General features: G+C 42.3%; 5 protein-coding genes. 2 read left to right on the top strand and 3 right to left on the bottom strand.

Annotated features, from left to right (window positions below; translation table 11 throughout):
* Positions 1 to 4: 4 nt before the first annotated feature.
* Positions 5 to 1,066, top strand: a complete 1,062-nt coding sequence (locus DDV96_RS09255; protein WP_165805993.1) for an endonuclease — start codon at positions 5 to 7, stop codon at positions 1,064 to 1,066.
* Positions 1,067 to 1,143: 77 nt separating this feature from the next.
* Here the strand turns inward: DDV96_RS09255 and DDV96_RS09250 are convergent, their stop codons facing one another.
* From DDV96_RS09250 to DDV96_RS09240, 3 genes are all read right to left on the bottom strand, one after another.
* Entirely contained in the window at positions 1,144 to 4,068 is a 2,925-nt protein-coding gene (locus tag DDV96_RS09250; RefSeq protein WP_116694477.1) for a GEVED domain-containing protein, read from the bottom strand.
* Positions 4,069 to 4,244: 176 nt separating this feature from the next.
* Positions 4,245 to 7,166 carry a GEVED domain-containing protein gene (locus DDV96_RS09245; RefSeq protein WP_116694476.1) on the bottom strand — a complete coding sequence of 974 codons (2,922 nt, stop codon included), beginning with the start codon at positions 7,164 to 7,166 and terminating at the stop codon, positions 4,245 to 4,247.
* 196 nt (positions 7,167 to 7,362) lie between these two features.
* Complete coding sequence (locus DDV96_RS09240) at positions 7,363 to 9,333, bottom strand: endonuclease (RefSeq protein ID WP_116694574.1); 1,971 nt, start codon at positions 9,331 to 9,333, stop codon at positions 7,363 to 7,365.
* A 177-nt stretch (positions 9,334 to 9,510) separates the two neighbouring features.
* Between DDV96_RS09240 and purL the strand changes: the two genes are divergently transcribed.
* Positions 9,511 to 13,218, top strand: a complete 3,708-nt coding sequence (purL, locus tag DDV96_RS09235; protein WP_116694475.1) for a phosphoribosylformylglycinamidine synthase — start codon at positions 9,511 to 9,513, stop codon at positions 13,216 to 13,218.
* The last annotated feature ends 171 nt before the right edge of the window (positions 13,219 to 13,389 follow it).

Raw genomic sequence — 13,389 nt, 5'->3', positions numbered from 1 at the left:
TACTATGAACAGATTTTTACTTATCCCAATTCTATTTATCGCTCAACTTACAGTTGCGCAACAACCGTATTACGATGATGTTGACCTAACCCTTACCGGTCAAGATTTATACCTTGAACTTCAAGATAAAATTGACATCAACAACACTACCTTTACCTACAACGATGTAAAAGACGCCGTGAAGGTAACCGATGAAGATCCTGAAAACAACGCCAACGTTCTGCTTATTTACGGGTATAATGACAACGATGGCAATTGCACTACGGACAGAAGCCGCGATAAAGATGATTTTGGCGGAGGCACTTGCGAATACAACCGTGAGCACACGTTTCCCCGATCGTTGGCCAATCCACCAATGGGCGGAACCAGCAGTGGCACAACAGGTATTGGCGCCGATCCGCATAATTTACGCCCATCTGATGTGCAAGCCAACGGTAACCGCGGCAATAAAAAATTTATCTCGGGGAGCGGCAATGCCGGTTCGGTAAGCGGTGCTTGGTACCCTGGCGATGAATGGAAAGGCGATGTTGCCCGTATCATGATGTATATGTACACGCGTTACGGCGATAGATGCTTGCCCTCTTTGGCAGGGAATGGCCCCAAAGAAGGAACGACCGATATGTTAAAACTATTTTTACAGTGGAATGTTGACGATCCCGTGAGTGAACTGGAAGACCAGCGCAACCCCTACTTAGAAAATGAGTACGGCAACAGAAACCCATTTATCGACAACCCAGTGCTGGCCACCATTATTTGGGGCGGTCCACAAGCCGAAGACCGTTGGGGTTTATTGTCTTCTGAAGCATTTTCTAATGAAGTGATAAACATACACCCCAACCCCGCTTCAGAAAAAATTTGGATACAATCTTCTACTGCAACCAGGCCAGAACGGTATGTGCTTTTCGATATAACTGGAAGAAAAGTGCTTCAACAAGCTGCTACGGAAGAAGGTTTTATTGATGTTTCTGAATTTAAAAGTGGGATATACCTTTTGCAGGTCATTTCTTACCTACCCTCCGGCACGGCTTCAGCAATAAAAACAACCAAAAAAATTGTCATAAAATAATTTTTAAGATTTTCTGAAAACTAAAAAAAGCGTCCTAAATCCAAGGACGCTTTTTGTTGTTATTACAATGATGGTCTTTATTTTACAATCAGCCTTTTTACGGTACTGAATGTTTTGTTATTAAGTTTAACCAAGTACATGCCAGTTGCCACATTTGCAAGGTTTACGTTGGTTTTATACCCATCGCTTCCCGTTTCCATCTCGCCAGCGGTAATTTGTTGGCCCAGGGTATTGAACACTGTATAATCAATGGTTCCAAAATCGGTGCTGGTGTTAAACGTTACTTCATAGGTTTTATCGCTCACGGGATAAATCACCACATCGGTATTGTTGAATTCTTGTTGCCCAACAGACAAGGTAGGATCTATGATGGTTACGGTATAGTCTTCGGTTTCCCCATACGTGAAATCTATACAAGGGTCTGCTGTGGTGTCTTCACTATTGGCCCATCCAGCCCTAATACGCAGCAAGTGGGTGCCAAGCAATGCTTGATCCTGCGGAATTTGAAAAGTAGCCGTAACATCGGTACCAGAATTTGGGATGGCAACATCTTCTATGAGCAGCTCATTGGTATCGAACACCGAATTGTCATTATAATCGATCCAAAGAGAAAAAATTTGATTGTTGTAACCTGAAGCTACCGTAACTTCGATAGTGGAATTAAACTCCAGCTCCGTGTTCAAGTTGGTATAATCGCCGTATCCATTTGGCGAGCAAGAGGTGGAATTATCTATGGTACCTATAACAAAATGCTGAATTCCATCGCCTAAACTACAATTTGCCGTGGGCAGGCATTGCAGGTTTTCCACAGTAACCTGAAAAGCATCGTTATCGGTATTTTGATCGGTAGCCAAGTTTGTTTGCGCTTCAATCTCATACGTTCCCAATACCGAAAGATCTGCCGTTTCAGAAAAAGTATAGTCTATTTCCTCTTGCGAATTTATGGTTCCTGTAAACTGCTCTATCACCGGGGTATTGCCATCAACAGAATACTGTACGTCAAAATTAGATTGTGGATTATCGCCAAAGTTGGTTATTGTTACCGTCACGGTTTCGTTACCAAGCCCTTCTCCAGACACTGGTGAGGGAATGGCTGTTATGCCTACATCGTCGCCTAAATAATGGATAACGTCTTTGGTAAAGCCATCATTATCGGTAAACTCATCATTACTCAAACCGGTTTTGGCTTCAAGAGTATAGGTTTCGCCTTCATTTGAAAGATCTACTGTTTGGCTAAAGCTATACGTTGCCGTTTCATTGGGGTTAATGGTTCCTGTAAAGGTTTCAGAAACTTCAAGTGTTCCGTTCACGCGCAATTCTAATGGAATGTTGGACTGTGGATCGGTTCCGAAGTTACGGATGACAACCTCCACCGTTTCAGCGTTGGTCAAGATTCCGCTTTCCGGAGCAGTAATATTGTTTACCCCTACATCGTTCGCAAAGCCACCCGATAAACTAAAGGAAGCCACCCGGCTCGTCCAAAAGTTATTCGATGCAAAATATTCGGCGGTATGCCAAAAGGTAAAATTATCGGGGTCTATGGTCAAGTGTGAGTAATCGCCAAAGCGGTTGGTGTTAGTTTGTACACCAATACCATCTACTATTGTGGTTTCGGCCACCGTCATTTCGCCCAATGGGTCACCATTAAAACGGCCCGTGTAGCGAATTCCTGCTGGAAGTGTGTTGCTGGCGATATTAAAGCCCATACCTATGTTGCCGGCAGCGTCCATAGCGGCACTTCCCATAAAACGGCTATGACCATCTGCGGGGGCGTAGGTACCTTCCTGAAAAATAGACCAACCGTTTGAAGCATCATTGCGCAGTTCTATCCAGCGGATGCCCGACGTATCGTTCCCGTCTATATCAACATTAAAGGTAATGAGCCAAGAGTTATGGCTGCCATAACTGCGGTAATTGGCCGCATAGGAGATAACCCCGCCAATCATGTCGATTTTCTGACTGGTGCCCGGTTGTTCTACATCGCCTGTTCCAAAAGGGGCGAACGTAGCTTCAAAAGGCGTAGTGGGTATTTCTAGCGGTGCTGAAATGGTTGAGTTTGATGTATTGTTCCAATCCAGTTCAATTTCCCAGATTTTTAAGTGGTCGAAGGAAACCCCCGACCAACCATCGTCTTGCAAATAGACAATATATCCCGGCACATCGGCAGGAAAAGAAGTGCCGGTAAGATTTGCCGGTTCAGGGCTAAACACCGTATTTGGATTATTGGTCACCCCCGGAAGGTTAAAACCAATTATTTTTGGATCGGGATCACCGGCAATCAATGCATCCCGTTCTATGGCGTAGGTGGTGTTTCCCGAAAACTTATTGGCCGTTAAGTAATAGCCATCTGGCCACACCGAATAATGTGGATAATCTGGAAAAGCATCCAACGGAAATTCATAAACATTATAGACTCCCGTAGGGTCAGAAGTTTCCGAAACACCAATAATAAGACTATCGTTGCCTGTATCGAACTGGCTTACAAAAAAACGGTCGGCCAATTGATCGTACAAAACAATTGGGTCGCCACTGTTGTTCCCTGAACCTAAAAAATCACCGAGAAACGTTGGCCCTGCCAAAAGATTACCCGATTTATCGAAAATTTTCACGACCAAGTTTACGGCGTGCACATAATGATTAGGCCCAACGGCTCCCGTAGGGTCTGGAGGGGTTGCTTGACCTTCGGAAGCATCGGCGCCATCAAAATTTTGCTCAAGGGCTTTGGTTTGTATGCCACCAAACTTTTTTTGGGTCAATACATCGCCATCAAGCGGAAGCGCATTTTCGTTGGTTTTCCGATTGGCCCGCAATCTGTTTTGAATTATTTTAAGTGCACTGGTCTCCTCCTTTTCAATGGTTTGCCTTATGGGCATATCGCGCAAAGGAATTGTTTTTTTAACAAATGTTCCTGTTGCAATTACATCTGGCCCGTGCTTTTCTTGCGCAATAAGTACGCACGTACTGAAAAAGGTGAGCAGTAGTAGTAGTTTTTTAAAGTTCATACGAATGATTTTTAAATTGTTTTGGAATTCTTCACAATATAGCATGATTTAATAAAACAATCACTTCATTTGCAAATAGATAGATGAAACAAGAGCAATACATACTAGACTAAAAAAACCTGTGGCGTTGAAACCACAGGCTTTTAAAATAAATAATGATTATAAAAATCGACAGGTTATTCTACAATAATCCGTGCTGTTTTATAACTAGTGGTAGAAATTCCACCCATTTTCAATATGTAAACACCGCTTGATACTTTAGACATATCTAAAGATGCTTTATAGGTGTTCCCATCTCTGGATACTGATTTGTTCATGCCTATTTGCTGTCCAAGGGTATTGAAAACAGTCAAGTAAACAGTTCCATCAAATTCAGATGTCAAGGTAACATCATATTTGTTATCTCCTAAAGTAGTAACGATCATTTCAGAATTTGAAATTTCAAAATCGTTTACTCCCAAGTTACCAATATTAACAGTATAATCTTCTACTTCTCCAAGTCCATCGTCCTTACAAGAATCTGGACTAACCTGGCCGTCTCTGTTACTTCTAACTCTCATAATATGTTCTCCAATGGGAGCATTTGACGGGATAACCAATTCTAAGGTTTCAGTATAAGAACCTTGGCCTTGACCAGGTGCAATTTCAAAATTAGGAACGACTACTTCAGTATTTGAAAAAGTAAAGTCGTCATTAAAATCTATCCAAACCTTAACATTTTGACTTCCATAACCAGTGGTAAGTGTTATTTCATTAGTGCTTCCTTGATCGAGATTTGCTATTTGATTTGTAAAATCAGCATAACCTTCGCAATCTGACACGTTATTTATTTCTGCAATTGAAACCAATTGGAATCCATCACCAAGAACACAAAATAAATCAGGTTGACATAACAAGTTCTCAACAGTTATGGTAACCGAATCATTAGACGGTTGCTGATCTCCAGATAAAGAAGTTGAAGCGGTAATTTCATATTCTTTCAACTCATCAAAATTAATTTGTTGTGCAAAATCAAAGCTAGCAACTTCTCCAGAATTGAGAGTCCCCGTAAATGTTTCTACTACTGGCGTACCCCCATCAACACTGTATTGGACATCAAAATTAGATTGGGAATTAGCTCCAAAGTTTTTAACATCAATAGTAACGGTTTGCATACCCAAACTATTTCCGGTTGCTGGAGAGGTAATAGCTAAAGTACCAAGATCTTCTGCAAATAAACTGGTCACATCTTTAGAAACTCTATCGTTGTCTCCAAATTCATCACCAGATAAATCAGTAGCAACTTCTATGGTATATGTCTGAGATTGCGTTGAAAGATCTAATGTCTCATTAAAAGTGTAGGAAGCTGTTTCATTTGGCTGTACGGTTCCCGAGAATATTTCGGTTGCAACTAAACTTCCATCTAGAAAAAGATCCAGTGGAAATCCACTTTGAGCATCTGTACCAAAATTTCTAATGGTGACTTCTACTTGTTCGTTGGCTGTTAAAAGACCATCTTCTGGTTGGTCAATTGAAATAGCACCTAAATCTGCTGCAAAACCTCCACTCAATGAAAAAGCAGCAATTTGTGTTCTCCATTGATTATTTGCGTGAAAATAATCTGAAGTGAACCAAAAAGAAAAGTTGTTTGGATCCATGGACATATGTGAATAATCACCGTATCTGTTAGTATTGGTTCTAACTCCAGGACCGTCAATTATTATCTCTTCTGCCACGGTCATCTGTCCTAATGGATCACCATCAAAACGCCCTGTATAACGTAAAGAAACCGGTAGGTTTTCACTAGCTGTGGTATAGCCCATTGCAATATTACCGGCAGCATCCATAGCGGCACTGCTCATTAATCGGCTGTGCCCATCGGCAATGGAATAGGTCCCTTGTTGAAAAATGCTCCAATCATTGCTTGAATCGTTCCTTAGCTCAATCCAACGGATCCCTCCTGTTTCATTTTGATCAATAAATGTATTAAAAGTTAGCAACCAAGAGTTATGGTTAGCAAAAGAGCGGTAATGTGTTGGGAACGATATAATCCCACCATGTCCGGCCAATCGCTGGCTGGTTCCCGGTTGACGAATGGCACCGTTTCCGTCTCCAAAAAGTTCTCCGGCATCGAAAGGATCTGTTGCTAATTCTAAAGGTTGTGACACTGTAGAATTGTTTGGGTTGCTCCAGTCCACATCGATTTCCCAAATTTTCAGGTGATCAAAAGTAATCTGGCTAGTCCAACCATCATCTTGTAAATACACAATATATCCTGGTGCGGAAGTATCGACCGAAGTACCCAATAAACTTACGGCACCTGGGCTTTTAACTTGATTAGGGTTTACCACAATTTGCGGCAAGTTGAAAATTTGGATTTGAGGGCTGGGGCCACCAGACAACATTTCATCACGTTCCATAACAAATGCCTGGGTGGTCTGTCCATTTAAGTTAACGGTTCCATAATAGCCGTCATGCCATAATCCGTATTTTGGATAATCTGGGAAACCGCTAAATTGATATTGATATACATTGTAGGCTCCTCCTGGGTCATTTGTTTCAGAAACACCAATGGCCAATGAGTTGTTTAATGAGCCAAACTCACTAACCACCCAACGATCTGCCAATTGATCGTACATTATAATAGGGTCACCGGCATTAGAGCCAATTCCTAAGAAAGATCCAAGGCTTACAGGTCCAACTTCAAGGTTACCGGTTTTATCAAAAATCTTTACCAATGAGTTTACAGAATGCACATAATGATTTGGCCCTACGGCACCTGTGGGGTCTGGAGGTAAAAACCCAGATTCAGATTGCGAAACGCCTATAAAGTTTTGTTCGGGTGCTTTGGTAACGATTTTACCTTTTTCGGTCTGCAGGTCGTTTATAATAGTAGTGGTCTCTACAAACTCCATTTCGGTTCTGGAATCGTTGGGCACCAATACTTCAATGGCCTTACCCCTTACATCACCGGGTTCAACGGTTGGAAAATCCCTTAAAGGTATTGTTTTACCAATAAACTTTCCTGTTATCACTTTTTCTGGGGGGAGTTTGTCCTGCCCAAATACTGTCGCAAAGCACAATAAGCTGAGCGTAAATAATACATAGTTCTTTTTCATACTTAGTAGTTTAAAAAACGTTAAATCTTAATAGTTTGCGCAATATAACATAAAAAAAAGGAATTTAAAACCCAGTAGTTCCATAGGGTTAACCACCAAAATTCAAAAATCACATTGCTAACTACATAATAATCAATTAATTGAAATAAAGCAAGTTCTAATTCAGATTTATTTAAGAAAAAACTTCTCTATACCGCTAGTTAACAAGTATATGCTGCACACTCGTTTTTGCATCAGCTACAAAAATGGCAATATATGCGCCAGACTGAAGGGATATGGGCAAGGCTTTGTCCTGAAACAGGATTGTACGGAATACTTCTTTCCCGTTTGAAGCATATATGAAAAATTCGGTTTTTTCAGCAACACCTACAACATTTAAAATTTCAGAAACGGGGTTTGGATAGATGGATAATTCTGGTGTCTTCGTTTCTTCAACAGAAAGCGGAGGATAGTAGATCTCGCCTTGCATATTTCCCCAGAGGTGTTCTACCAAAATTGGTCGGTCTATAAACGGGTTCCTGTTTTTTTGCCACGCAAACACCATGTTGTTGCGATTCATTTCAAAATCGTCTGGAGGATCATTTCGGTGCCATTCCAGCAAAATGTCCAAATCGCCCAATTGACCTACAGTGGAATTATCGGGATCACCGCTCACCACGTCCAAATCATTATAGCGAACGGCCATATAAAGTACCGCCCGGGCTACATCGCCCATAAAACTCCCTGCATTGCCAGTAGGTCCTGAGTATTCGCCGTAATCCTGATTTCCCCGAGAGCTGTTTTCGGGGCCATCGGCAGCACGCAAGCCATGAGCATCGGAAATGGCATGCCGAAGCGAATCGGCATTGGTTTCGATAAAAATATTCATACCATCGGCAATATCGTCTTCTTCCAACGGATAAAACCCGCCACGTGAACGGGGATAGGTGTGTTCGCGGTTCCATTTGCCCACATTGCTACCGCCCAAAGTTTGGAATTCTATTTTCGCCCGGGGTTGTTCGGTATAGAGCAACCATACTTCATTGCTGTTCCCTGGGTTCTGGTCGGCACTTTTCAATATATCAATGGCATCGGCATAGGTTTGGGTGCGCACGGTTTCAGGATTGGCAATTACATCTTGAATGGCCTGCCGCAGTTCGTTGTCCGCCAGACCACCAATAGAATCGTAATAATCTTGTGGCTCTGTACTTTCCACAATATCATACGTTGGATTTACAGGTGTTCCCCAAGGTGCCGTTGTAAAATCCAAATCTATCACCAACCGTTTCACATTGTCCTTTAACCTATTGTATTCTTGCGGAAGTGCTTGTATATCTATCTCGGCAAACTCATCGCCATCGTTCACCCCGTCTTCAACCAACTGTATCGCAACGGTGGCCTCGCTCATTCCCGTCGCGATAAAAACCGAAGTACTCCCAGTGTAATCTTCGGTAGTAAAAGAGCCGTTTTCCAAAGTAAAATCAAAAATCAAATCGTTCGCAACAGGGTTTTCAGTAGTAAAGGTAATAGATATCGTATCGCCCTCGGTATATTCTTGTTGGTCTGTGGTGAAAGAAACACCGTTCAAATCAATTCCGCTGCCATCGTTCAAGGCGCCGGGAGTTGGGGTTGTTACCGTATACGTGCCATCATTGTTTCGTTGAATGGATTCAGTCGTTTGGTTGCTGTTCTCCCCTTCGTTTATCTGTTCGGTCAAACCCAACAAGCCCATTAAAATCTTATCATCGGGGTCGTTGGTATCATACGCCAACGCATCGATCAAGTTGGTTGTTGTTGCCAAGGTGCCTTCGGGAAAATCAGCTGCGCTACCTTGGTAAATGGCAACTGCATCGGGTCCATTCTGTATAATGGCCGGCGGAATTAAATAGGCCGGAACAGGCGAAACATTGCTGCTACCAACCACCAATATGCCATTGACATCGGTAGTAAACCCATCCAGATCGAAAGCTAAATAACTGCTATCGCCCCCACTTTGCGATCCATTGAAAAAAACCACCACGTAATCATCCAGGTTGGCATTGGGAGTATCAGATTTCAGTTCCACAAACTCCTCAAAATCCTGCCCATCGGTATCGGTATCAAATTCATTGATGACGATCTGTGCTTGGGTATTTAAGAAAAATAAGAAAAATAGAGATAACAGTACTAATGAGGAAAAATGGTTCATATACACGCTTTTTTTTACTAACACATTTAAGTGGGCACAATGTAACAATAAAATAAAACATGACCGAAACGAAAACTGGTTGAAAACCATGTGCATAACCCTTTAAATATGTCACCGCCTTTTGCAAGAAATACCGTAAATTTGTGCCTTTAAAAATCCGAACAACACCACGGCACCATGATTTATTATTTTTCGGCCCCCAAAGAAACGGTTTACGCAGTACAAACCACTAAGGATCTTCCTGAAACTGCCCTAGCAAAGCTGAAATGGCTTTTTGCAATTTCATCACCGAAGTCCTACAAACCTGAAGAAAAACTTTCGGGAACTTTCATCGGTCCGCGAGCGGCGATGATCACCCCTTGGAGCACCAATGCGGTGGAAATTACGCAAAACATGGGGGTTGAAGGTATTAGCCGGATTGAAGAATTTTCAAGTGTTGCTGAAGGTTTTTCAGATTACGACCCAATGTTATCTCAAAAATACGAGGGGTTAAATCAAGACATTTTCAACATTGATATTGAACCTGAAGGTATAAAGGAAATCGACGATATCGCTGCCTTTAATGAAGCCGAAGGATTGTCCCTCAACAAAGAGGAAGTGGTTTATTTGGAAAACCTTTCCACCAAGTTAAACCGAAAATTGACCGATAGCGAAGTATTTGGTTTCAGCCAAGTGAACAGTGAGCATTGCCGCCATAAAATTTTCAACGGCACGTTTGAAATCGACGGGAAAGAGATGCCTTCTTCCCTATTCAAGCTAATAAAGAAAACTTCCGAAAAAAACCCTAACACCATTGTTTCGGCATATAAAGACAATGTGGCTTTTGTAAAAGGCCCTAAAGCCATTCAATTTGCTCCAAAAACCCCAGATAAACCTGATTTTTATCAAAATTCTGGATTTGACAGCGTTATTTCCCTAAAAGCCGAAACCCACAACTTCCCTACTACCGTTGAACCTTTTAACGGTGCAGCTACTGGAAGCGGCGGGGAAATACGTGACCGATTGGCCGGTGGAAAAGGTTCTTTGCCATTAGCCGGAACAGCGGTTTATATGACTTCTTATTCACGACCCTTCGACTCCCTGCCCGATCAGCAGGCGGACGATCACGGTGTTAATAGACCTTGGGAACAATCCATGAAAGAACGTGATTGGCTGTACCAAACACCTTTGGATATTTTGATTAAAGCCAGTAACGGGGCTTCAGATTTTGGAAATAAATTTGGGCAACCGTTGATTGCCGGGTCGGTGTTTACTTTTGAACACGAAGAGCAAGCACGAAAGTTAGGTTATGACAAAGTTATTATGCTGGCTGGTGGTGTTGGTTACGGCAAAGCAGACCAAGCTATAAAAGACATCCCTAAGAAAGATGATAAAATAGTAATTCTCGGTGGCGAAAATTACCGTATTGGTATGGGCGGTGCCGCAGTATCTTCGGCAGACACCGGCGCTTTTGAGAGTGGTATCGAACTCAATGCCATACAACGAAGCAACCCCGAAATGCAAAAACGTGCCGCAAATGCTGTCCGCGGAATGGTGGAAAGCGAAACAAACCCTATTGTTTCCATCCACGATCACGGAGCGGGCGGCCACCTCAACTGTTTGAGTGAATTGGTTGAAGAAACGGGCGGCAACATAGACTTGGACAAACTGCCAGTTGGCGATCCTACCCTCTCAGCCAAAGAAATTATCGGGAACGAATCGCAAGAACGCATGGGGCTCGTTATTGGCAATCATGATATTGACAAACTAAAACGCGTGGCAGACCGCGAGCGTTCTCCAATGTATGAAGTTGGCGATGTAACCGGCGATTACCGTTTTACATTCGAAAGCAAAACCACCGGCGAAAAACCAATGGATTTTGAATTGGCCGATATGTTCGGAAGCTCTCCAAAAACCATTTTAAAAGACAAGACCGTACAACGAGAGTACAAAAATCCTGAGTATAATACAGCCGACATTCAAAAATATGTAGCACAGTTGTTTCAACTAGAAGCTGTGGGCTGTAAAGACTGGCTTACCAATAAAGCAGACCGTTGCGTAGGCGGAAAAGTAGCCAAGCAACAATGTGTGGGGCCGTTGCAATTGCCCCTTAACAATTGTGGCGTCATGGCAATGGATTATAACGGAAAAGAAGGTGTTGCCACTTCCATTGGGCACTCTCCTATTTCCGGATTGGTCGACCCCGTTGCTGGATCCAGAAATTCTATTACCGAAGCGTTGACCAATATTGTTTGGGCTCCTTTGGAAGATGGATTGAAAAGTGTATCCCTTTCCGCAAACTGGATGTGGCCTTGCAATAATGAAGGGGAAGATGCCCGATTATATCAAGCCGTTCAAGGAGTTTCAGAATTTGCAATCGATTTAGGGATTAACGTTCCTACCGGAAAGGATTCGCTTTCCATGAAGCAGAAATATAAAAATGAAGAAGTGATTTCCCCGGGAACGGTCATTATTTCGGCTGCTGGACATTGTAACGATATTAAAAAAGTTGTGGAGCCCGTTCTTCAGAAAGAAAAAGGAAGCATCTACTATATTAATGTATCACAAGACGACTTTAAATTGGGCGGTTCTTCTTTTGCCCAGATTTTGAGTTCGGTTGGTAATGAGGTTCCAACGGTAAAAAGCGCTGAATACGTAAAAACGGTTTTCAACACCCTTCAACACTTAATTTCTGAAGGAAAAATCGCTGCTGGGCACGACGTGGCTTCAGGTGGATTGATTACTACCTTGCTGGAAATGTGTTTTGCCGACACCAATTTGGGCGCAGATCTTAATCTTTCACAATTAGGGGACGATATAGTAAAAATACTGTTTTCTGAAAATTGTGGTGTTGTTATTCAAGCTTCGGAAGATGCTATTTTAGAAGAAACCTTGACTTCAGCAAAAATCGAATTCAACAAAATAGGAAGCGTTTCTACTTCTGAAACCGTAAACATTGCATTCAACAATACTACTTTAAACTTTAATATTCCTGAAATACGCGACGTTTGGTACACAACCTCTCGATTGTTGGACGAAAAGCAAAGTGGAAAAGAAAAAGCACAAGAACGGTTTGAAAACTATAAAAAGAATCCGCTTCAATTTAGGTTTCCGAAGCAATTTGACGGGAAGCTTCCTAAAGTATCTTCAGAAAAACCACGAATTAAAGCTGCTATCCTTCGCGAAAAAGGAAGCAATAGCGAACGCGAAATGGCAAACGCCCTTTATTTGGCCGGATTTGACGTAAAGGATGTACACATGACCGATTTGATTACAGGCCGCGAAACACTTGAAGATATCAAGTTAATTGCCGCGGTAGGTGGATTCTCAAACAGTGATGTGTTGGGAAGCGCCAAAGGTTGGGCCGGAGCGTTTTTATACAACGAAAAAGCCAACAAAGCCCTAAAGGATTTCTTTGCAAAAGACGATACGCTTTCATTGGGCGTTTGCAACGGATGCCAACTGTTTATCGAGCTTGGATTGATGACACCAAACCACGATGAAAAACCAAAAATGTTGCATAACGATACCGGAAAATTTGAATGCAATTTCACGTCAGTGAAAATTCAGGAAAACAATTCGGTCATGCTATCTTCACTCGCTGGAAGTACATTGGGTATTTGGGCGGCTCACGGAGAAGGGAAGTTCAGTTTTCCGCTTTCCGAAGACAATTATAACATTGTTGGAAAATATGGCTACGAAACCTTCCCGGCAAACCCGAACGGAAGTGATTTCAATACAGCTATGATGACCGATGAAACCGGAAGGCACTTGGTCATGATGCCACATTTGGAACGCTCTACGTTCCCCTGGAACTGGGCACACTACCCAAAAGACCGTACCGATCAAGTTTCCCCTTGGTTGGAAGCTTTTGTAAACGCGCGAAAGTGGTTGGAGAAAAGATAAATTTCAGGGCTCAATGTCAGTAATGCAATAACGAGTAAACCGATTTTGATTTTGCTTTTTCCTTAGCAGAACCTCTTTCTTTTTGCCGAAACAGCAAACTTGTCCGTAATTTTTTAGTTAAAAAGCACCATAAATTAAAAGCAATTTGTTAGTTTTCGGCTCGTTTTAAGA

The sequence above is a fragment of the Marixanthomonas spongiae genome, from assembly GCF_003095375.1.
Lineage (GTDB): Bacteria > Bacteroidota > Bacteroidia > Flavobacteriales > Flavobacteriaceae > Marixanthomonas > Marixanthomonas spongiae.
This window is presented reverse-complemented; position numbering and strand designations above follow the sequence as displayed.

What these genes read in the sequence shown, in the direction of transcription:
- DDV96_RS09255 (WP_165805993.1), top strand. Translation starts at nt 5, where the DNA reads ATGAACAGATTTTTACTTATCCCAATTCTATTTATCGCTCAACTTACA.
- purL (WP_116694475.1), top strand. Translation starts at nt 9,511, where the DNA reads ATGATTTATTATTTTTCGGCCCCCAAAGAAACGGTTTACGCAGTACAA.
- DDV96_RS09250 (WP_116694477.1), bottom strand. Translation starts at nt 4,068, where the DNA reads ATGAACTTTAAAAAACTACTACTACTGCTCACCTTTTTCAGTACGTGC.
- DDV96_RS09240 (WP_116694574.1), bottom strand. Translation starts at nt 9,333, where the DNA reads ATGAACCATTTTTCCTCATTAGTACTGTTATCTCTATTTTTCTTATTT.
- DDV96_RS09245 (WP_116694476.1), bottom strand. Translation starts at nt 7,166, where the DNA reads ATGAAAAAGAACTATGTATTATTTACGCTCAGCTTATTGTGCTTTGCG.